The organism is Actinophytocola sp. (assembly GCF_045807065.1).
GTDB lineage: Bacteria > Actinomycetota > Actinomycetes > Mycobacteriales > Pseudonocardiaceae > Actinophytocola.
This window is the reverse complement of record NZ_JBJMIE010000273.1, coordinates 1-21,183: the sequence shown is the minus strand read 5'-3', so window position 1 is coordinate 21,183 and position 21,183 is coordinate 1. Positions and strand designations below refer to the sequence as shown.

The window sequence follows — 21,183 nt, the reverse complement described above, 5'->3', positions numbered from 1 at the left end:
CCGGGCGCAGGTGATACGGTGAAACCCCGTGGAGAGTCAGGCGGGGAGCCCCGCTGAGAACGGTATCGCCAGTAACGGATTCGGGCCCAAGGCCCGACCACGGGGGGCGTCCCTGGTGCAACACTCACGTACGACCAAGTATGTGTTCGTGACCGGTGGGGTCGCTTCCTCGCTCGGCAAAGGTCTGACCGCGTCGAGCCTCGGCCAGCTGCTCACCGCCCGCGGGCTGTGGGTCACCATGCAGAAGCACGACCCGTACCTCAACCTCGACCCCGGCACGATGAACCCGTTCCAGCACGGCGAGGTGTTCGTGACCGAGGACGGCGCCGAGACCGACCTGGACGTGGGGCACTACGAGCGCTTCCTCGACCGGAACCTGGTCGGCGCCGCGAACGTGACCACCGGTCAGGTCTACTCGCGCGTGATCGCCAAGGAGCGGCGCGGCGAGTACCTGGGTGACACCGTGCAGGTCATCCCGCACATCACCGACGAGATCAAGGCCCGCATCCGCGGCATGGCCGAGCCCGGCGAGGACGGCAACGCGCCGGACGTGGTGATCGTGGAGATCGGCGGCACCGTCGGCGACATCGAGTCGCTGCCGTTCCTCGAGGCCGCGCGGCAGGTCCGCCACGACGTCGGCCGCGACAACTGCTTCTTCCTGCACGTCTCGCTCGTGCCGTACCTGGCGCCGTCCGGCGAGCTGAAGACCAAGCCGACGCAGCACTCGGTCGCCGCGCTGCGCAACATCGGCATCCAGCCCGACGCGATCGTGTGCCGGGCCGACCGCGAGGTTCCCGGCGGCCTCAAGCGAAAGATCGCGCTGATGTGCGACGTGGACATCGACGCCGTCGTCGCCGCGCCGGACGCGCCGTCCATCTACGACATCCCGAAGGTCCTGCACACCGAGGGACTCGACGCCTACGTCGTCCGCCGGCTGGGACTGCCGTTCCGCGATGTGGACTGGACGGTGTGGGGCGACCTGCTCACCCGCGTGCACGATCCGAAGGAGACGGTGCGGATCGCGATCGTCGGCAAGTACGTCGACCTGCCGGACGCGTACCTGTCGGTCACGGAGGCGTTGCGTGCCGGCGGGTTCGCCCACCGCGCCAAGGTCGACATCGTGTGGGTGGCGTCCGACACCTGCGAGACCCCCGCCGGCGCCGCGGCGATGCTGGCCAACCTGGACGGCATCCTGATTCCCGGCGGTTTCGGGGTGCGTGGCATCGAGGGCAAGATCGGCGCCATCGAGTACGCCCGCACCAACAAGATCCCCCTCCTGGGCCTGTGCCTGGGGTTGCAGTGCATGGTGATCGAGAGCGCCCGGCACCTGGCCGGCATCGCCGACGCCAATTCCTCCGAGTTCGACGAGACCACCAAGCACCCGGTGATCTCCACGATGGCCGACCAGGAGGACGTCGTGGCGGGGGAGCGCGACATGGGCGGCACGATGCGGCTCGGCGCGTACCCGGCACGGCTGACGGCCGGTTCGGTCGTGGCAAACGCTTACGGGACAAGGGAAGTCTCCGAGCGGCACCGCCACCGGTACGAGGTCAACAACGCCTACCGGGACAAGCTGTCGAAGGCCGGCCTGATGTTCTCGGGCCTGTCACCGGACGGGCACCTGGTCGAGTACGTCGAGCTGCCGAAGGACGTGCACCCGTTCTTCGTCGGTACGCAGGCGCACCCGGAGCTGAAGAGCCGCCCGACGAGGCCGCACCCGCTGTTCGCCGGTTTCGTGAAGGCCGCACTGGCCCGCAAGGCGGCGGAACGGTTGCCGGTGGAGCTGCCGGAGCCGTCCGGAGCGGGGGCACGTTCGTGACCGAGCCCGGCCAGCACGACTTCACCGTCCTGTCCACCAAGGACGTCTACGTCGGCCGCATCCTCGCCCTGCGCTCCGACGAGGTGGCCATGCCCGGCGGCGGCCACGCGACCCGCGAGGTGGTCGAACACCACGGCGCGGTCGCGATCGTCGCCCTGGACGACGACGACCAGGTGACGCTCATCCACCAGTACCGGCACCCACTCGGACGGCGGATCTGGGAACTGCCCGCCGGCCTGATCGACCACCTCGGCGAGGACCCGCTGGAGACCGCCAAGCGCGAACTGGTCGAGGAGGTCGGCCTGGCCGCCGAGCACTGGTCGGTCCTCGTTGACGTCGCCGCGTCACCAGGCTTCACCGACGAGGTGGTGCGGGTGTACCTGGCAACCGGACTGTCTGTTGTGGACAGAGAAACACTCGGTGAGGAGGAGGCTGACCTGGTGGCCCGCAAGGTTCCCCTGACCGAGGCGGTGCGGATGACCCTGGCCGGGGAGATCGTCAACGGAGCCACGGTCGGCGGAATCCTCGCGGCACAGACGGTTCGCGCTTCGGCGGCCACAGGCCGCCCAGCGGACGCGCCGTGGGAGGACCAACCCACCCGCTTCCCATCACGGCGGAGTTGACCCCGGCGGCCTCCGGCCCCGGAATCCAGCCTACCGGTGCACGCCGACAGAATCGGGCGGCGAGTGCGGGGCTGTGGACAAGCTGTCGCCTGTGGACAAGGTGGGCGGCGTTGTCGGCGGCTCGTGAGAGACTGGTAACCGGGGGCCGGAGGCCAAGCCAATTCCCACGCCGAGCCGACCCGGGAGCCTGATCGCGCCGCGCGTTGAACGCTCCGCGCGCCAAAACCACCCGCGCGCCAACCCATCCACGCGTCGATGCACGCGGGAGCCACCACTCGGAGGCCGCTGCGAGGCCAACCCATCGCGGAGCCAATCCACTGAGAAACCAGCCCATCCGAGGCCGCACGCACCTCAAAACCACCCACACTGAGCCGAGCCGCTTTGGGGGCGGGCTGCTTCGAGGCTTGGCCGCTTCGACACCCAGCCGCTTTAGGGCCGGACCGCTTCGGAACCAGCTGCCTCGAGACCCAGTCGCTTCGAGACCCAGCCGCCTTGGTGGCGAGTTGTTCAAGCGAGGAGTGGTGTGAGTCGGTCGGCTATCTTGCGGTGGCCGGTGTCGTTCGGGTGGACGTTGTCGACTGTGTCGGTGGCCTCGTTGATCCAGCCCTCCGTGTTGACGAAGCGGATCTTGGGGTCGCCGACCGCGGCCACCGCTGCCTGGGTCTCCGTGACGTACCGCTTCCGGAAGGTCTCCAGCGCCAGGATCGTCGCGGTCGGGTACTTCGCGCGGACGTTGCGCAGCAGCGTGACGTACGCGCTCTGGAACTGCGCGCTCGTCACCCCGTGCCCGACGTCGTTCGTGCCCAGGTTGATCACCACCGCGTTCGCCTGGTAGCGCGCGAAGTCCCACGGCGGTGTCGACGCGTCCAAGCCGGTGTGCAGGAAGCGCTCGCTCATGCCGATGCAGCCGTCCGGCGCCGGGTAGAGGCAGGCGCCGCCGACCGCGATCTGGGTGTGTCCCGCGCCGAGCCGTTCGCCCACCAGCCAGCCGTACGCCGTCAGCGCCTGCTTCGACGACAGTTGCCCGACCGTGATCGAGTCGCCCACGAACTCGATGATCCGCGACGGGGTCGGCGGCACGACGGTCCGCGCGCCGGCGTCCAGCGTGACGCCCTGGAACACCGCGTCGCCGTGGTAGGAGCCGGCGACCGGGCGGTACGACACCCGTAACCGGTGCGTGCCCGCGGCGAGTGGGGTCGGTGTCAGGTTGACCGTGCCGCTGACGTTCGTGTACGAGACGTCCGGGCCGCCGTCGATGCTCGCGAACAGGTCGATCGTGCCGCGCTGCCGCAGTCGCACCGTGGTGCCGGTGAAGCCGACCAGCACGTACGCGCCCGCCCACTCCGAGACGTAGGAGGTCGGCGAACTCGTGTCCCAGCGCCCGAAGTACCTGATGTTCGGGTCCGTCGGGGTGCCGTCGCCCGCCGTCAGCGCCGACGGCACACCGATCGCCGGGCCGATGATCGGGGCGAGCCGGTCGGCGACCTTGACGTGGCCCGCCTCGTTCGGGTGGCCGTCGGTGTCCTCGTAGTCGGTGCCGACCGTCAGCCAGCCCTCCGTGTTGACGTAGCGGACGTTCGGGTCGTTCACGGCGCGCACCGCGGCCTGCGTCTCCGCCACGTACCGCTTCTTGAACGTCTCCATCGCGAAGATCACCGCGTTGGGGTACTGGGCGCGGACCGCCCGCAGGAAGTCCGTGTACGTGGACTGGAACGCCGCGCCCGTGACCCCGTGCCCGATGTCGTTCGTGCCCAGGTTGACCACCACCGCGTTCGCCTGGTAGCGCGAGAAGTCCCACGCCGCCGTGCCCGTGCTGGCCGTCTGGAAGAACTGCGTGCGCTGCCCCACGCACCCGTCCTGGGCCACCAGGCAGTACCCCGACCGCGCGATCTGCGTGTGCCGCACCCCGAGCCGCTCGCCGAGCACCCAGCCGTACGCGTTCATCGCCAGGTTGTCCGTCAGCGCACCGGCCGTGATGGAGTCGCCGACGAACTCCACCAGCTTCGTGGACAGCGACGGCCGGGCGGTGGTGGCGCCCGGGTCCAGCACGAGTCCCAGGAAGACGGTGTCCCCGGACCGGTAGGCCACCCGCAGCGAGTGCGTCCCCGTGGCGAGCGGGGTCGGCGTCAGGTTCACCGTGCCGCGCACGCCGGCGTAGAACACGTCCGCGCCGCCGTCGATGCTGGCGTAGAAGTTGACCGCGTCGCGGGCCTTGACCCTGACGGTCGTGCCGGTGAAGCGCGTCGAGAAGTACGCGCCCGTCCAGTTCGGCGTCGCGGTGGTGGTCGTGGTGGACCACCGGCCGACGTAGACGATGTTGGGATCGGTGACGTCACCGGCCGCAGCGGCAGCGGGTGGCGCGACGACCACACCGATCACCAGGGCCACCACGAGGGACAGAGCGCGGAACATGGCCAGGCACCCACCTTTCTGGGAGCGCTCCCATAGCGCTCACCGATTGTGAGTGGCCGGTCACGGACGTGTCAAGATGCCCGCGGTGCCATGGCACCAAACTGCAGGTCGGACTACTCGGTCAGCTCCCGGCCCCGACCGCCGACGAGGCGGGCGGCGGCCATGTTCCCTGGAGCGCGCTCCAGGTCAGGTCACCTCAGATCACGTCCAGATCGCGTTCGATCGCGGCCAACTCCTCCGCGCTGCCCTGGACCTTCGGACCGGTGAACCACTTCCGCGCCGAGGCCAGCCACCAGATGCCGGCGAACCCGAGCACCACCAGCACGGCGATGGGCGTGTAGTTGAAGGTCTCGGCGGTGACCGGGCTCTTCGGCGGCAGCATGAACAGGATGGTGATGAAGCAGACCCACACCACCGCGACCATGCCGACCGGCCTGCTCCACCGACCCAGGTGCCACGGGCCGCGCTGGAACGCCTCGCCCTGGCGCAACCGCAGGAACGTCGGCAGCACATAGGCGATGTACAGGCCGATCACCGCGATCGAGGTCACCGCGAAGTACGCCGTCGAGTTCCACAGGTAGGGCAGCCCCAGCACGAACGCGCCGCCCGCCGCGAGCCACACCGCGTTCGTCGGCGTCCTGGTGCGCTTGTTCACGCGGTGCCAGAACGACGAACCCGGCAGCGCGCCGTCCCGGGAGAACGCATAGATCATCCGCGAGTTCGCGGTCACCGACGACATGCCGCAGAACAGCTGTGCGCCGACCGCGATCAGCAGCAGCAGCTTCCCGCCGGTCGCGCCGACCGCGTCGAGGAAGATCTGCGCCGGCGGCACGGCGGCGCCGGCCTCCGTCGCGTAGTTCTGGATGGCGAACGTCAGGCCGATCAGCAGCACCCAGCCCGCGACCAGCGACACGATGATCGACATGACGATCCCGCGCGGGCCGCTGCGCGCGGCGTCGTGCGTCTCCTCGGTCATGTGGGCGCTCGCGTCGTAGCCGGTGAACGTGTACTGCGCCATCAGCAGGCCGAGCAGGCCGACGTACAGCGACGAGGCCCAGCCCGTGTTGTTCACGAAGTGGCCGAACACGACCGACGCGGGCTGGTGGTTGTCCGGCACGAACGCCAGCACGCCGACGATCACCAGCACCCCGACGACGTGCCACCACACGCTGATGTCGTTGAGCAGCGCGACGAGCTTGACACCGAACGTGTTGAGCAGCCCGTGCACCACGAGGATGACCCCGAACAGCAGGATCGTGTGGCCGGGAGTGACCGCGTAGCCGAACTGCAGGTCGAGGAGCGCGTTGAGGAAGGAGGCGGCGCCGAAGTCGATACCGGCCGTCACCGCCACCTGTCCCAGGAAGTTGAACCACCCGGTGAACCACGACCAGGCCGCCGCGTTCCGCCGCGCCAGCTTCGCCGACCAGTAGTACAGGCCGCCCGCCGTCGGGAAGCTCGAACAGACCTCCGCCATCGCCAGCCCGACGAGCAGGGTCATCAGGCCCACGAACGGCCAGCTCCACACGATGACCGCGGGGCCGCCGGTGTTCATGCCGGTGCCGTACAGGGTGAGGCAGCCGGAGAGGATCGAGATGATCGTGAACGACACCGCGAAGTTCGAGAAGCCGGACATCCGCCTGGCGAGCTCCTGCGCGTAGCCGAGTTCGTGCAGTCGTTTCTCGTCCTCGGAGTGGGAGGCGGGCTGGGTCGTACGTTTCGTGCTGTCGGTCGTCACGGAGGCGCCTCTCTAATGGGCCTAATGGGCCAGCATCAGTCCTTTGGGTGTTGTGATCAAGTCGGTCGCGACTACAGTGGTTCGATGACAGGTGCAGCGTGCACCCGTGTAAAGAAGGCGTCAATGGGTCAGCCCTGATCCTTTGGAGACTGTTATGGGTCATCGCGACGGCATGCTCACCCTCGACCGCCTCCGCGCGCTCGTCGACGACGGGACGATCGACACCGTGCTCGTCGCGATCACCGACATGCAGGGCCGGCTCCAGGGCAAGCGTTGCGCGGCCGAGTACTTCCTCAACGAGGTCGTGCCGCACGCCACCGAGGCCTGCAACTACCTGCTCGCCGTCGACGTCGAGATGAACACGGTCGACGGTTACGCGATGTCCTCGTGGGAACGCGGCTACGGCGACTTCGTGCTGCGCCCGGACTTCGACACACTGCGGCTCGTGCCGTGGCACCCGGGCACGGCCCTGGTGCTGGCCGACATCGAGTGGGTCGAGGGCGGTCCCGTGCCCGCGTCGCCGCGCCAGGTGCTGCGCCGCCAGCTCGACCGGCTCGCCGAGCGCGGCCTCGCCGCCTACGTCGGCACCGAGCTGGAGTTCATCGTCTTCGAGGACACCTACGAGCAGGCCTGGCAGCGGGGCTACCGCGACCTCACCTCCGCCAACCAGTACAACGTGGACTACTCCATGCTCGGCACCGGGCGGGTCGAGCCGCTGCTGCGGGCCATCCGCAACGGGATGACCGGCGCCGGGATGTACGTGGAGTCGGCGAAGGGGGAGTGCAACCCCGGCCAGCACGAGATCGCGTTCCGGTACGACATCGCACTGTCCACCTGCGACAACCACAGCATCTACAAGACCGGCGCGAAGGAGATCGCGGCCCGGCACGGCAAGAGCCTCACGTTCATGGCCAAGTACAACGAGCGCGAGGGCAACTCCTGCCACATCCACATCAGCCTGCGCGGCACGGACGGCTCGCCGGTGCTGGCCGGCGACGGCGAGCACGGGTTCTCCGAGCTGATGACGCACTTCCTCGCCGGCCAGCAGGCCGCGCTGCGCGAGCTGACCTACTTCTTCGCGCCGAACATCAACTCCTACAAGCGGTACGTGGACGGCAGCTTCGCGCCGACGGCCGTGGCGTGGGGTATCGACAACCGGACCTGCGCGCTGCGCGTGGTCGGCCACGGCGAGTCGTTACGCGTGGAGAACCGGGTGCCCGGCGGTGACGTGAACCCGTACCTGGCCGTGGCCGCGCTGATCGCCGCCGGCCTGCACGGCATCGAGAACGAGCTGCCGCTGGCGCCGCCGCTGCACGGCAACGCCTACGGCACCGACAACCCACGCGTGCCGTCGAACATGCGGGACGCGGCCGAACTGCTCGCGGAGAGCAAGCTCGCGCGCGCGGCGTTCGGTGACGACGTGGTGGCGCACTACCTCAACAACGCGCGGGTCGAGCTGGCCGCCTACGACGCCGCCGTCACCGACTGGGAGCGGATCCGTGGCTTCGAGCGCCTCTAGCCCGCCCGTCATCGGCATCACCACGTACCTGGAGCAGACCAGGTTCGGTGTGTGGGACCTACCGGCGGCGGTGCTGCAGCGCGACTATCTCGACGGGGTGGTGGTCGCGGGTGGCGTGCCCGTGCTGCTGCCGCCGGTCGGCGAGATGAACGCGGGCGTGCTGTCCCGGGTGGACGGTCTGGTGGTCGCCGGCGGCGCGGACGTCGACCCGGTGCACTACGGCGCGCACCGCGCGCCGGCGACCGGGCCCCCGCGGCCCGACCGGGACCTCGCCGAGCACACGCTGGTCGAGGCCGCCCTGGCCAACGGCGTGCCCGTGCTCGGGGTGTGCCGCGGCATGCAGCTGCTGAACGTGGTGCTCGGCGGCACGCTGCACCAGCACGTGCCGGACGTCTTCGGCAACGACGACCACCTGCCGACACCCGGCACGTACGGGCGGGTGCCGGTGAAGACCGCGCCCGGCAGCCGGCTCGCCGCGATCGTCGGGTCCGAGATGGACGTGCACTGCCACCACCACCAGTCGGTCGACCTGCTCGCCCCGGGGCTGGTCCCGGTGGCGTGGGCCGGCGACGGCGTGGTCGAGGCGATCGAGCTGGCCGGCCCGGACTTCGTGCTGGGGGTCCAGTGGCATCCCGAGGTGGACGGGATGAGCGGGTACGGGCAGGCGAACGCCGAGCGGCAGCGAGGCCAGGTCGCTGACCGGAGGTTGTTCCAGGCACTGGTGGAGGCGGCAGGGGGATGAGCGTGACCGACGTGATCAACCCGGCGACCGAGGATGTCGTCGCGCGGGTCGAGCAGACATCGGCGGAGGAGACCGACGCGGCCATCGCACGCGCTCACGCCGCCCTGCCGGCGTGGAAAGCGCTTGCGCCCGCCGACCGGGCCCGGCTGTTGCGCCGGTTCGCCGAGGCCGTCGACGCCGACGTGGACCACCTCGCCGACCTGGAGGTCCGCAACTCCGGCCACACCATCGGCAACGCGCGGTGGGAGGCCGGCAACGTCCGCGACGTGCTCCAGTACTACTCCGCGGCACCGGAACGCCTGTTCGGCCGGCAGATCCCGGTGCCGGGCGGCGTGGACATCACGTTCGCCGAGCCACTGGGTGTCGTCGGCGTGATCGTGCCGTGGAACTTCCCGATGCCCATCGCCGGCTGGGGGTTCGCGCCCGCGCTCGCCGCCGGCAACGCGGTCGTGCTCAAGCCCGCCGAGCTGACCCCGCTCACCGCGCTCCGGCTCGGCGAGCTGGCCCGCGAGGCCGGCATCCCCGAGGACGTCTTCCAGGTCCTGCCCGGCCGCGGCTCGGTCGTGGGCCAGCGGTTCGTCGACAACCCGTTGGTGCGCAAGGTGGTCTTCACCGGCTCGACCGAGGTCGGACGGCAGATCATGGCCGGCTGCGCCGCCCAGGTGAAGCGGGTGACCCTCGAGCTCGGCGGCAAGAACGCCAACATCGTGTTCGCCGACGCCGACCTGGAGAAGGCGGCCGCCAGCGCGCCGTACGGCGTGTTCGACAACGCGGGTCAGGACTGCTGCGCCCGCTCCCGGATCCTGGTGGAGCGGGGCGCCTTCGAGAAGTTCATGGAGCTGCTCGAACCGGCCGTCCAGGGCGTGGTGGTCGGCGACCCGGCGAGCGAGAAGACCGAGATGGGCCCGCTGATCTCCGCGGCGCACCTCGCCTCCGTAGCGTCCTATGTGGACACCGAGACACCGGTCGCGATCCGGGGGAGCGCGCCGGAAGGACCCGGCTTCTGGTTCCCGCCGACGGTCGTGGTGCCACGGGAGGCCACCGACCGGATCGTGACCGAGGAGGTGTTCGGCCCGGTGGTCACGGTGCAGACGTTCGCCGACGAGGCCGAGGCCATCCGGCTGGCCAACGACAGCGAGTACGGCCTGTCCGGCTCGATCTGGACCGAGAACCTCGGGCGCGCCATGCGCGTCGCGCGCGGCGTGGAGGCCGGCAACCTGTCGGTCAACTCGCACTCGTCCGTGCGGTACTGGACGCCGTTCGGCGGCGTCAAGCAGTCGGGGCTCGGCCGGGAGCTGGGGCCGGACGCCCTGGCCGCCTTCACCGAGACCAAGAACGTGTTCATCGCCACGGAGGGGTAGTCAGTGAAGCGCTTGCAGGACCGGGTCGCGGTCATCACGGGGGCGGCCAGCGGGATCGGGCTCGCCTCGGCGAGGAGATTCGCCGACGAGGGCGCCGTCGTGGTGGGTGTCGACGTCAACACCGACGCCATCGAGACGCTCGCCAAGGAGACCGGCGGCGCCGCGATCACGTGCGACGTCACCGACGCCCGCGCCGTCGAGGCCATGTTCGACCAGGTGGTCGCCGACCACGGCCGCGTCGACGTCGCCTTCTACAACGCCGGCATCTCCCCGCCCGAGGACGACTCCATCCTGGACACCGGCTTCGAGGCGTGGGAGAAGGTGCAGCGGGTGAACCTCACCTCGGTGTACCTGTGCTGCAAGTACGTGCTTCCCCACATGTGCAGGCAGGGCAAGGGGTCCATCATCAACACCGCGTCGTTCGTCGCGGTGATGGGCGCGGCGACCTCCCAGATCTCCTACTCCGCCTCGAAAGGCGGGGTGCTCTCGATGTCCCGGGAGCTGGGCGTGCAGTTCGCGCGGGAGGGCATCCGCGTCAACGCGCTGTGCCCAGGCCCGGTCAACACCCCGCTGCTGCAGGAGCTGTTCGCCTCGGACGCGCAGCGGGCGCAGCGGCGGCTCGTGCACGTGCCCATGGGCCGCTTCGCCGAAGCGTCGGAGATCGCGGCGGCCGCGGCGTTCCTCGCGAGCGACGACTCCTCCTACATGACCGCGTCGACGTTCCTGGTGGACGGCGGGATCTCGGGCGCGTACGTCACCCCGCTGTGACAGTCCACAAGGGAGTGACCGCCGCGCTCTTCCGGCCGGTGCGCACGCGCAACGCCTTCGAGGAGACGGTCGAGCGACTACTCCAGGCCATCCGGCTCGGCGTCGCCGCGCCGGGGGAGCGGCTGCCCGCCGAACGCGACCTGGCCGCCCGGCTGGGCGAGAGCCGGGTGACCCTGCGCGACGCGATCCGCGCCGTCGCCGACGCCGGCTACGTCGAGTCGCGCCGCGGCCGCTACGGGGGCACGTTCGTCGCGGAGTCCCTGCCGGCGCCCGCACGCCGCGTGGCGCCGCCCGGCGACCTGGAGGACGTCCTCACCCTGCGCCACGTGCTGGAAAGCGGCGCGGCCGAGGCGGCGGCCGCGCGAGCGCTCACCCCCGCCGACCGCCAGCACCTGGCCGCCGCGCTCGTGGAGGTGTCCGGAGTGGACACCGACCAGGACGAGTACCGCCGCCGCGACTCCCGCCTGCACCTGGCCATCGCCGAGGTCGCCGGCTCCCCGTCACTGACCACCGCGGTCGCCGACATCCGCTCCCGCGTCAACGAACTGCTCGGCGCCATCCCGTTGCTGGCGGCCAACATTGAGCACTCCAACGCCCAGCACCAGGCCGTCGTCGAGACCATCCTGTCCGGCGACGTGCCCGCCGCGCGCCAGACCATGGCCGAGCACCTCGCCGGCACGGCCGCGCTCCTGCGCGGCTTCCTGTGCGCATGACGCGACGTCCCCATCTGTCATTCATCTGTCCAGTCGAGAAGCTGGTCCGGGCGCAATCTCGTCGTAGGCTGTGCTGAACGAGTCGCCGAATTCCCGGAGATACCGTGGCAGCCATCGATCTCGCGACACGAGCCGTCGAGCTGACGGCGACGTACCTGGCCACGGCGACCGCCCGCATTCCGGGGAGTCCGGCCGAACAGTTGTATTCACTGGTCGCCGGGCACATGCGCCAGACGTCGGCGGGTTCAGAGGTTCTCGCGGAACTCGAGAACGCGCCGAACAACCGGGGAAAGAAATACGTGGCGGCCGCGAAACTCGCCGAACTGGTCGATCAGGACCCGCGGTTCGCCGCCGCCCTCGAACGTGCCGTCGCTGGCTCTCCCGCACGCGCCAACCAGTACATCGCGCACAACGAGGTCGACGGCGATGTCTCCGGTCAGGTCGTGCAGGCGGCGTCCATCAACGGTTCGGTCGACCAGAGCCGGCGCACCGACAACAGCCGCCGGACGCGGATCAACTTCGGTGGGCTCGTGCTCATCATCGCGCTCGTGCTGGGCCTGGGCGCCACCGTGCTCGTCGTGGTGACGAACCTGCTCGACAGCGACACCACCAACGGCTCGCCCCACCCGGGCTCCGACACCGACACCAACCTCGGCGGAGCGGCCGCGCCACCGGGCGAGAACACGCAGCCGACCGACAACGGAATTCCTCCCGCCGGCGACTGCGGGCGGGCGCAGAGCCCGCAGCTGACGTTGACTCCCAACCGCGGCAGCGCCGACACGGAAATCACCGTCAGCGGCGTCGGTTTCATCGCCAACGGGCGTGTGAGCATCACGTTCCACGCCGACCAGATGGGTGAGGCGACCACGGACTGCCATGGCGCCTTCGCGGCCACGCTCCCCATTCCGCAGAAGGAGTTCTACCGCCATTTTCCCGACCAGACCTTCGACGTGCACGCGACCGAGCTGTCGGCCGGCGGGCAGTACGAGGGCAACGGCGACTTCAACGGCGCGCAGTTCTACCTCACCGGCTGACTAGAGGCGCAGCGGCCGACCCTCGGCGTCCGTGCCGCCGCTCGCCAGCATGATGATCCCGTCGATGATGCACCAGATGACGCCGATCCCGACGAAGCTCGTCACCAGCTGCGCCACCGCCAGACCCGTGTGGCCGGTGTAGAAGCGGCCGATGCCGAACGGCAGCACGATCTGCAACACCCCGGCCGCGACCCGGTAGCGATCGGACTGTCCGGCCAGTACGGGTGGCGCCGGCGGCGGGTAGTACGCGGGCACTCCCGTCGGCGGCGGCAGCGCGGGTGGGGGCGCCGCCATGAACGCCGGGTGGGGTTGCGGCAGGTCCGCGAACAGCGGCTTCAGGTCGGCCACGGTCCGCGCCTCGAGCGCGGCGGCCATCCGCTCCTCGTACTCCTCGAGCGAGAGGCGGCCCGCCGACATGTGGTCGGAGAGGAGCTTGACCGCGGACTCGCGCTCCGCGGTGCCGATGCGGAGGCTGTCGCTGTCGGTCACAGGCCAACTCTAGCGGGAAGGCGCGCCGTGCCGGCGGGGGAACGTCCCCCGGTACTAGGCTCCGGCCCGACGGAGGTGTGGGCGATGCTGGTCGGAGTGCCTCGCGCGGTCAAGAACCACGAGTACCGGGTGGCGATCACCCCGGCGGGGGTGACCGAGCCGGTGCACCACGGCCACGACGTGCTCGTCGAGACCGGCGCGGAGGATCCCGCCCTGGCCAGGGGCCTCGACGTCACCGACGGCAAGGTCGTGCTCGGGCAGGTGGCGCGGGCACCCGGAATGCCACCCGGATGACCGTCGCGGACGTGATCACCTCCTACCTCGACCACCTGACCGTCGAGCGCGGCACCGCGCGCAACACGCTCGACGGGTACGCCCGCGACCTGCGCCGGTACGAGCGGCACCTGGCCTCCCTCGGCGTGCCGTCGCTCGACGCGGTGAGCGAGGCGCACGTGTCGGCGTTCCTCGCGGTGCTGCGGTCGGGCACCGAGGAGCACCCGCCACTGGCCGCGTCCTCGGCGGCGCGGGCGCTGGTCGCGGTGCGTGGGCTGCACAGGTTCGCGGTGCGTGAGGGGCTGGTGGCGCTGGACCCGGCCCGCGAGGTGCGGCCGCCGGCCGCGCCACGCCGGTTGCCGAAGGCGCTCCCCGTCGACGACGTGCTGCGGTTGCTGGAGACGCCGTCCGGCCTGCGGGAGCGAGCGCTGCTGGAGGTGCTGTACTCGACCGGCGCGCGGATCTCCGAGGCCGTCGGGCTGGACCTGGACGACATCGACACCACCGAGCGGACGGTGCTGCTGGACGGCAAGGGCGGCAAGCAGCGGCTCGTGCCGATCGGCCGGCCCGCGCTCGACGCGCTGGACGCCTACCTGGTGCGGGCGCGGCCGGGGCTCGCGGCCGGCGGGCGGGGGAGTCCCGCGGTGTTCCTGAACGTGCGCGGCGGGCGGCTGTCGCGGCAGAGCGCGTGGCAGACGCTGAAGGTGGCCGCCGAACAGGCCGGGCTGACCGCGTCGGTCTCCCCGCACACCTTGCGCCACTCGTTCGCGACACACCTGCTGGAGGGCGGGGCGGACGTCCGCGTGGTGCAGGAGCTGCTCGGCCACGCGTCGGTGACCACGACCCAGATCTACACGCTCGTCACGGTCAACACCCTGCGCGAGGTGTATGCGACGGCCCACCCGCGAGCACGCGGGTAAGCGCTTGCCCCATTGACGCGCCGAGAATCCGGCTCTACCGTCATTGGGCAAGCGCTTTCCGCGCGTCCCCTGCTGATTCCGAACATGCGGAGGCAACGATGCCCCCACTGCTTCGCCCTGCCCTTTTGCCCGCGATATTGCTCGCGCTCCCAATACTGTCCGGGTCGCCCGCACCCGCGGCGTCGGTCGCCTCCGTCGCCGACGCACCGATCGGCTTCGCCAGCGTGAACGCCCTGGGCCAGAACGGAACCACGGGTGGCGCCGCCGGCCCGACCGTCACCGTCACCAACTCGACCGACCTCGCGCACTACGCCGGCCTGAACACCCCGTACACGATTCAGGTGTCCGGCCGGATAACGTTCGACGACATGATCACGGTGGTCGCGAACAAAACCATCGTCGGCGTGGGATCGACGGCCGAGATTTCGGGCGGCGGCCTGCAGATGGGGTCGACCACCCGGCCGGGCAACAACGTGATCGTCCGGAACATCACGTTCACCGACGCCTCCGACGACTCGGTCAGCGTCACGAACGCCGCGCACCACGTGTGGATCGACCACAACGACTTCTCGAACGGCTTCGACGGCCTGCTCGACATCAAGCGCCAGTCGGACTACGTGACCGTGTCCTGGAACCACTTCCACGACCACAGCAAGACCGCGCTGCTCGGTCACTCGGACACCTACACCGACGACATCGGCCACCTGAAGGTGACCTACCACCACAACTTCTTCGACGGCACCGACCAGCGCCACCCGCGCGTGCGGTTCGGCGACCCGGTGCACGTGTTCAACAACTACTACCGCGACAACTCGCTGTACGGCGTCGCGTCCACGATGGACGCGGGCGTGCTGGTGGAGGGCAACTACTTCGAGAACGTCGCGCACCCGAGCTACGTCGGCTACGACAAGAGCGGCCCCGGCCGGCTGGTGGCTCGCGACAACGTGTTCGTGAACTCCGGTACACCCGAGACGGCCGGCACGGTGACCGAGCCACGCACGTACTACCCCTACACCCTGGACAACCCGGCCGACGTCCCGGCGATCGTGCGGGCCGGGGTCGGCGTCGGGAAGATCTGACGGCACGACAGGCTCACGCCGTGGGGACCGCCCGGGGTCAGTTCATCTCGAAGAGCGTGAGCTGCAGCCCGGCCGGTCCCTCGACGCGTGCGTTCGTCGAGTTGAACGGGGTCCGCCTCGGCTCCGCCAGCACCTCGCCGCCCGCCTCGCGCAGGGCTTCGGTGTCGCCGCGCACGTCGTCGACCTCGAACGCGACCCGGATGTGCCCGGAGACCCGGCGCCCCACCTCGACCTCGTCGATGTACGCCGCGGTCGCCGGTTCGGCCAGCTCCAGGGTCGCCGCGCCCGCGTCCAGGATCATCACGCGGCCCCGCGGCGGCTGCACGGCCTCCCGTTCGGCCATGCCGAGCACGTCACGGTAGAAGCGGACCGCCGCGTCGTAGTCATCGGCCGTGACGACGAGACGGAGCTGGCGAACGGGCATTTTCCCTCCCGGGAGATCGTTTTGCCAAGGCAAACCCGCAGGTCACGATGTTTATTCCACAAAGTCTCCGTCGCGGCGGCGAGCCTCTTTGCCGGTGGGGGTGAGCAATCTCTAAGCTTCCCCGCACAGCGCGGACTACAAGGAGCTAGGTCGATATGTCGACATTGCACCCCTCGGGTCAGGAGCTAAGCCTCGCACCGAGGGCGGTCTCCGACGAGGACGAGGTGCTCGACGAGGGCACCAACGGCACGGGGCCGCTCAACCGACCCAAACGGCAGATCCCGGAGCCGCCGCTGCTCAACGGCCACGGTCCGGCGAAGGTCATCGCGCTGTGCAACCAGAAGGGTGGCGTCGGCAAGACCACCTCGACGATCAACCTCGGTGCCGCGCTGACCGAGTTCGGCCGTCGGGTGCTGATCGTCGACTTCGACCCGCAGGGCGCGTTGTCCGTGGGTCTCGGCATGCCCGCGCACATGCTCGACAAGACGATCTACAACGTCATGATCGAGCGGTCGATCACCGTCGCCGACGCGATCATCCGCACCGGCGTCGACAACATGGACCTGCTGCCGAGCAACATCGACCTGTCCGCCGCCGAGGTGCAGCTGGTCGCCGAGGTCGGCCGCGAGCACACGCTGCTGCGGGTGTTACGGCCGGTCGTCGACGTGTACGACTACATCCTGATCGACTGCCAGCCCTCGCTCGGCCTGTTGACGGTCAACGCGCTCACCGCCGCTGACGGGGTGCTGATCCCGCTGGAGTGCGAGTACTTCTCCATGCGTGGGGTCGCGCTGCTCACCGACACGATCGAGAAGGTGCGCGAGCGGCTGAACCCGAAGCTGGAGATCACCGGCATCCTCGCGACCATGTACGACCCGCGCACCGTGCACTCCCGCGAGGTCATGGCCCGCGTGGTCGAGCGCTTCGGCGACGTGGTCTTCGACGCGGTGATCAACCGGACGGTGCGGTTCCCGGAGACGACGGTCGCGGGCGCCCCGATCACGGTGTGGGCGCCGCGGTCCGCCGGCGCGAAGGCGTACCGGTTGCTGGCCCGCGAGGTGATCGCCCGCGAGGTGGCCGTTCGAGAGGTGACCGCCAGGTGACGCGCCGGCCTTCGTTGCCGGGTGCGGATGAGCTGTTCAGACCGACGGGTGCCGCGGAAAGCGTGACCCAGGGGTGGGTGGAGACTGCCTCGGCGCCGTCGCGCCGCGGCTCACCCCGGCAGAAACACACGTCGAAGATCACCGTGTACGTGTCCGACGAGGAGCTGCTCGCGCTGGAGCACGCCCGGTTGGCGCTGCGCGGCATCCACGGGTTGGCGGTGGACCGCGGCCGGATGGTCCGCGAGGCGATCGCGATCGTGCTCGCCGACCTCGACGAACATGGCGAGGAGTCGGTGCTCGTGCGGCGCCTGCGTCATGACGAGTGAGACCCCGCCGCCTGCCGATCCTGCCGAAGCCGAGCCGACACGCGGCCGGTTCACGGTCAAGCTGTCGAACTTCGAGGGCCCGTTCGACCTGCTGCTGCAGCTGATCTCGCAGCACCAGCTGGACGTGACGGAAGTGGCCCTCCACCGGGTGACCGATGACTTCATCGCCCACCTCCGCGACGCGGGCGACGACTGGAACCTCGACGAGACCACCGAGTTCCTGGTGGTCGCGGCGACCCTGCTCGACCTGAAGGCGGCCCGCCTGCTCCCCACGGGCGATGTCGAGGACGAGGAGGACCTGGCGCTGCTCGAGGCGCGGGACCTGCTCTTCGCCCGGCTGCTGCAGTACCGCGCGTACAAGCAGGTGGCGGCCCTGTTCGCGGAGCTGGAGGCGGGCGCGCTGCGTCGGTACCCCCGCTCGGTCGCGCTGGAGGACCGCTTCCAGCAGCTGCTGCCCGAGGTGATGCTGGGCGTCAGCCCGACCCGCTTCGCCGTGCTGGCCGCCACGGTCTTCCGCCCGAAGCCGCCACCGACCGTGTCCATCGACCACCTGCACATGGGCCGGGTGTCGGTCCGCGAGCACGTGGCGGTGCTGAGGGTCAAACTGGCAACGGCGGGCAGAGCGAGCTTCGCCGACCTGGTGGCCGACTGCGAGCACAGCGTCGAGGTGATAGCCCGGTTCCTGGGGCTACTGGACCTCTACAAGGAGAACGTGATCGCCTTCTACCAGGAGGAGGCACTGGCGGAACTAACCGTCGAGTGGACGGGCGGCAGCGTGGCGGAAGCAACCGCCGCCGCGGAGTCCCCAACCCCCGACGACGAGGAGGAGTACGGGTGAGCGACCAGCACCCAGAGCAAGCGGAGCCGCAGGAGCCGTCCGCCCAGCTGGCGTTGCCAACGCCTGAACCACCGCCAACGCCCGAACCACCGGACGAGCCGACCACACCGGAACCCGCCGAAGACCCCGAACCGGCTGAGCCTCCCTCCGCTGAGCCCGCGACTGGTCCAGTGGCTGAGCCACCGGACCAGTCAACCACCGCCTCTGAAGGTGACTCGGCCACTGGACCACCCGCGTCCGCGTCCTCGGGTGACGCCGACGAGGGCGAGGACGGCCTACCCGCCTTGAGCGACGCCGACCTGGAGTCCGCGCTCGAGGCGCTTCTCCTCGTCGTCGACTCGCCTGTCGAGGAGGAGGCTCTCGCGACCGCGCTCACCACCACGCCCCTGCGGGTGGCTGAGCACCTCCGCCTCCTGTCGAACAGGTACGCCGACCAGGACCGGGGTATCGACCTGCGCCGGGCGGGGGGCGGCTGGCGCTTCTACACCCGCGACCGCTACGCCCCCTACGTCGAGAAACTCCTGCTCGACGGGCAGCGCGCCAAGCTCACCAGGGCCGCGCTCGAAACCCTCGCGGTCATCGCCTACCGTCAGCCTGTGACGCGTGCCCGGGTCGCCGCCGTGCGCGGTGTCAACTGTGACGGTGTCATCCGTACCCTGCTCGCCCGTGGGCTGGTGGAGGAGACCGGAACCGACGTCGAAACCGGCGGTTTCCTCTACCGCACCACGGAACTGTTCCTCGAGCGCCTCGGACTGTCCTCCCTGGACGATCTACCGCCGATCGCGCCCCTGCTGCCGGAGGCGGACTCCATCGATGAACTCTGAACCGGAGGGCGTGCGCCTGCAGAAGGTGCTGTCCCGCGCCGGAGTCGCCTCGCGGCGCGCGGCCGAGGACCTCATCGCCCAGGGACGGGTCAAGGTCGACGGGGCCGTGGTCACCGAGTTCGGCCGGCGCGTCGACCCCGACCAGGCCGTCATCCACGTCGACGACGTGCGGGTCGTGGTCCGCGAGGACATGGTGTACCTCGCGTTCAACAAGCCGCGCGGCGTGCACACGACCATGTCCGACGACCGCGGCCGTCCCTGCGTCGGCGACTACATCCGCGGCCGCGACGAGCGCCTCTTCCACGTCGGCCGCCTCGACGCCGACACCGAGGGCCTGCTGCTCCTCACCAACGACGGCGACCTCGCGCACCGCCTGATGCACCCGTCCTTCACCGTCAACAAGACCTACCTCGCCGAGGTGCCGGGGCCGGTGCCCCGCGCGATCGGCCGCCGGCTCCGCGAGGGCATCGAACTCGAGGACGGCCCGGTCAGGGTCGACGCCTTCCGCGTCGTCGACACCAGCGGCGGCCGCGCGATGGTCGAGGTGGTGCTGCACGAGGGCCGCAACCACATCGTCCGCCGGCTCCTCGCCGCCGTCGACCTGCCGGTGCGCACGCTGGTTCGCACCCAGATCGGCAACGTGCACCTCGGCAACCAGCGGTCCGGCGCGATCCGCCCGCTGACCCGCCCGGAGGTCGGCTCGCTCTTCGCCGCGGTCGACCTCTGACATGAGCTGGGTACGGCCGATCACCCGGGGCTGGGTCGTCCGCGAGGAGGTACCGGGCCCGGACGTCGACGAGTTCGCCGAACCCGACCGCGTGATCGACGCCCTCGCCCACCGCGGTTCCGCCACCCTGCTGGCCGTCCAGCATCCACATCGGACACCCCAGTCGGTCGCCAGCGGTCGTGGTCTGCTGGAGTCGTTGCCGGCGGCCAGGAACACGCTCTCGGCGCTGCTCCGCAGCGCGTACCGCGAGGTGTCCACGGTGGTCGCGCCGTACGAGGTCGACGGCCCGGACGGCTCGGCGTGCGGCGTGCTGTGCATGGTCGACCCGGCCGCGGTCGGCACCGGACGCGTACGCCACAGCGAGGAGGTCTACCCGGACATCGTCCGCGAACGCGCGGCGGTGCTCACCGGGCTGGGCTGCGCCACCAGCGCCGCCATGCTGGTGCCGGTGGGGGAGCGGGACGAGCTGACGGCCGAGGTCCGCGCCCACACGGCCGGCCAGTCACCCGTGGTGTCCACCGTGGACTCCACGGGGCGGCGGCACCGCCTGTGGCTCACCAGGGACGTCTCGCTCCTGGCGGCGGTGGGAACCCATCCGCTGATGGTGGCGGACGGCAACCACCGCGTCGCCGCCGCGGCGGTCGCGGGCGTGAGCATGCTGGCGTTGGTCACGGCCGGCCCGGCCCTGCGCATCGGCGCGATCCACCGAGTGCTGACCGACACCGGCCTGACGGCAGCCGACCTGGCCGGGACGTGGCGGGGAACGGGCCTGACCGTCCGCGAGGTGGCTGACGCGCCGGCCCCGACCGAACCGGGTAGGGCGGTCGTCCGGTGCCGGACCGGCATCCTCGAGGTCGAGCTGCCGGGCGGGCTGGACCACGCGACCGTGGAGGAGGTGCTGATCGCGCGGGCACTCCGCCTGGACCCGGCAGGTCCGAACGTCCAGCCGCTGCCCGCCGGCCGCACCCCACCACCGAACGCCGACGCGGTGATCGAACTCGCGCCGATCCCACTGGCCACGGTCCTGGCCGAGCACGCGGCGGGCCGCCGGATGCCCCGCAAGAGCACCTACTTCACACCGAAGCCACGCAGCGGACTGCTGCTCGCGGACCTACACGCACAGGTCCGCGGCTGACCTCGCTCACGAGAAGACGCTTCCCGCACGCGGTCAACGGCCGCGACCCGTTGGCCACGGCAACGTGTCGTGGATGACCGCCACCGGCGCGGTCCTCGACGTCACCGCCGTCGGCGCGGCCGTCTCACGCCAGCCTCGTGGCGTGCTCCGGCGCCGACGGTCACGTTCGCTGGCCTCATCGGCCTGGCCGCGATCACCGGGCGCGTGAACGTGCGGCGTCCGCATTAGCCGCCGCATCCGGGTACGGGATCGACCACTACTGCGGGCGTCCGCGAGTTCACCGCCGAGCGCCGTGAGATCCACCAATGGGTGACTTACG

The 21,183-nt window shown here is 70.4% G+C and carries 21 protein-coding genes; 17 read left to right on the top strand and 4 right to left on the bottom strand.

Translation table 11 applies throughout. The annotated features are described in order from the left end of the window. Positions 1-115: 115 nt before the first annotated feature. Positions 116-1,819, top strand: coding sequence for a CTP synthase (locus ACJ73U_RS15955; RefSeq protein ID WP_407778404.1), 1,704 nt, complete (start codon positions 116-118; stop codon positions 1,817-1,819). Next, positions 1,816-2,442, top strand: coding sequence for an NUDIX domain-containing protein (locus ACJ73U_RS15950; RefSeq protein WP_407778403.1), 627 nt, complete (start codon positions 1,816-1,818; stop codon positions 2,440-2,442). Before ACJ73U_RS15955 ends, ACJ73U_RS15950 begins: the two co-directional genes overlap by 4 nt. A gap of 507 nt (positions 2,443-2,949) precedes the next feature. Here the strand turns inward: ACJ73U_RS15950 and ACJ73U_RS15945 are convergent. Further along, a complete protein-coding gene (locus tag ACJ73U_RS15945) occupies positions 2,950-4,854 on the bottom strand; it encodes a GDSL-type esterase/lipase family protein (RefSeq protein WP_407778402.1) in 1,905 nt (634 codons plus the stop codon). 196 nt (positions 4,855-5,050) lie between these two features. Next, a complete protein-coding gene (locus ACJ73U_RS15940) occupies positions 5,051-6,487 on the bottom strand; it encodes an amino acid permease (RefSeq protein WP_407778413.1) in 1,437 nt (478 codons plus the stop codon). A gap of 256 nt (positions 6,488-6,743) precedes the next feature. On the opposite strand from ACJ73U_RS15940, the gene ACJ73U_RS15935 reads away from it, so the two are divergent. From ACJ73U_RS15935 to ACJ73U_RS15910, 6 genes are all read left to right on the top strand, one after another. Continuing rightward, entirely contained in the window at positions 6,744-8,108 is a 1,365-nt protein-coding gene (locus ACJ73U_RS15935) for a glutamine synthetase family protein (protein WP_407778401.1), read from the top strand. After that, a complete protein-coding gene (locus ACJ73U_RS15930) occupies positions 8,089-8,850 on the top strand; it encodes a gamma-glutamyl-gamma-aminobutyrate hydrolase family protein (RefSeq protein WP_407778400.1) in 762 nt (253 codons plus the stop codon). Before ACJ73U_RS15935 ends, ACJ73U_RS15930 begins: the two co-directional genes overlap by 20 nt. After that, entirely contained in the window at positions 8,847-10,211 is a 1,365-nt protein-coding gene (locus ACJ73U_RS15925) for an aldehyde dehydrogenase family protein (RefSeq protein ID WP_407778399.1), read from the top strand. The genes ACJ73U_RS15930 and ACJ73U_RS15925 overlap by 4 nt, the downstream gene beginning before the upstream one ends. Positions 10,212-10,214: 3 nt before the next feature. Continuing rightward, positions 10,215-10,979 (top strand): 3-oxoacyl-ACP reductase, encoded by a 765-nt coding sequence (locus ACJ73U_RS15920; protein ID WP_407778398.1) that lies wholly within the window; start codon positions 10,215-10,217, stop codon positions 10,977-10,979. Between the two features lie 14 nt (positions 10,980-10,993). Further along, positions 10,994-11,692: a FadR/GntR family transcriptional regulator gene (locus ACJ73U_RS15915; protein ID WP_407778397.1), complete on the top strand. Its 699-nt coding sequence runs from the start codon at positions 10,994-10,996 to the stop codon at positions 11,690-11,692. 104 nt (positions 11,693-11,796) lie between these two features. Continuing rightward, positions 11,797-12,726 (top strand): hypothetical protein, encoded by a 930-nt coding sequence (locus ACJ73U_RS15910; RefSeq protein ID WP_407778396.1) that lies wholly within the window; start codon positions 11,797-11,799, stop codon positions 12,724-12,726. Here ACJ73U_RS15910 and ACJ73U_RS15905 read toward each other — a convergent pair whose 3' ends face one another. After that, on the bottom strand, positions 12,727-13,215 hold the full coding sequence (locus ACJ73U_RS15905; RefSeq protein ID WP_407778395.1) for a DUF1707 domain-containing protein: 489 nt from the start codon (positions 13,213-13,215) through the stop codon (positions 12,727-12,729). It abuts the gene before it with no gap. Positions 13,216-13,299: 84 nt separating this feature from the next. Between ACJ73U_RS15905 and ACJ73U_RS15900 the strand changes: the two genes are divergently transcribed. The 3 genes from ACJ73U_RS15900 to ACJ73U_RS15890 all read left to right on the top strand — a co-directional run bounded on the left by ACJ73U_RS15900 (position 13,300) and on the right by ACJ73U_RS15890 (position 15,487). Beyond that, positions 13,300-13,509, top strand: coding sequence for a hypothetical protein (locus ACJ73U_RS15900; protein WP_407778394.1), 210 nt, complete (start codon positions 13,300-13,302; stop codon positions 13,507-13,509). Beyond that, a complete protein-coding gene (gene xerD, locus ACJ73U_RS15895; RefSeq protein ID WP_407778393.1) occupies positions 13,506-14,408 on the top strand; it encodes a site-specific tyrosine recombinase XerD in 903 nt (300 codons plus the stop codon). The genes ACJ73U_RS15900 and xerD overlap by 4 nt, the downstream gene beginning before the upstream one ends. Positions 14,409-14,506: 98 nt before the next feature. Then, positions 14,507-15,487, top strand: a complete 981-nt coding sequence (locus ACJ73U_RS15890) for a polysaccharide lyase family 1 protein (protein WP_407778392.1) — start codon at positions 14,507-14,509, stop codon at positions 15,485-15,487. Positions 15,488-15,524: 37 nt separating this feature from the next. On the opposite strand, the gene ACJ73U_RS15885 is transcribed toward ACJ73U_RS15890, so the two are convergent. After that, the gene (locus ACJ73U_RS15885; RefSeq protein ID WP_407778391.1) at positions 15,525-15,911 is read right to left on the bottom strand and encodes a VOC family protein; all 387 of its coding nucleotides are present in this window, start codon (positions 15,909-15,911) and stop codon (positions 15,525-15,527) included. A gap of 155 nt (positions 15,912-16,066) precedes the next feature. On the opposite strand from ACJ73U_RS15885, the gene ACJ73U_RS15880 reads away from it, so the two are divergent. Genes ACJ73U_RS15880 through ACJ73U_RS15855 form a run of 6 tightly spaced genes read left to right on the top strand, consistent with a single transcriptional unit; the run spans position 16,067 to position 20,864 of the window. Then, positions 16,067-17,014, top strand: coding sequence for a ParA family protein (locus ACJ73U_RS15880; RefSeq protein ID WP_407778390.1), 948 nt, complete (start codon positions 16,067-16,069; stop codon positions 17,012-17,014). Next, a complete protein-coding gene (locus ACJ73U_RS15875) occupies positions 17,011-17,340 on the top strand; it encodes a hypothetical protein (RefSeq protein WP_407778389.1) in 330 nt (109 codons plus the stop codon). Before ACJ73U_RS15880 ends, ACJ73U_RS15875 begins: the two co-directional genes overlap by 4 nt. Next, positions 17,330-18,178, top strand: a complete 849-nt coding sequence (locus tag ACJ73U_RS15870; protein ID WP_407778388.1) for a segregation and condensation protein A — start codon at positions 17,330-17,332, stop codon at positions 18,176-18,178. Before ACJ73U_RS15875 ends, ACJ73U_RS15870 begins: the two co-directional genes overlap by 11 nt. Before the next feature lie 53 nt (positions 18,179-18,231). After that, positions 18,232-19,002, top strand: coding sequence for an SMC-Scp complex subunit ScpB (scpB, locus tag ACJ73U_RS15865; protein WP_407778412.1), 771 nt, complete (start codon positions 18,232-18,234; stop codon positions 19,000-19,002). Beyond that, positions 18,992-19,729 carry a pseudouridine synthase gene (locus tag ACJ73U_RS15860; protein ID WP_407778387.1) on the top strand — a complete coding sequence of 246 codons (738 nt, stop codon included), beginning with the start codon at positions 18,992-18,994 and terminating at the stop codon, positions 19,727-19,729. Before scpB ends, ACJ73U_RS15860 begins: the two co-directional genes overlap by 11 nt. Before the next feature lies 1 nt (position 19,730). Then, entirely contained in the window at positions 19,731-20,864 is a 1,134-nt protein-coding gene (locus ACJ73U_RS15855) for a DUF1015 family protein (RefSeq protein WP_407778386.1), read from the top strand. Positions 20,865-21,183: the final 319 nt, after the last annotated feature.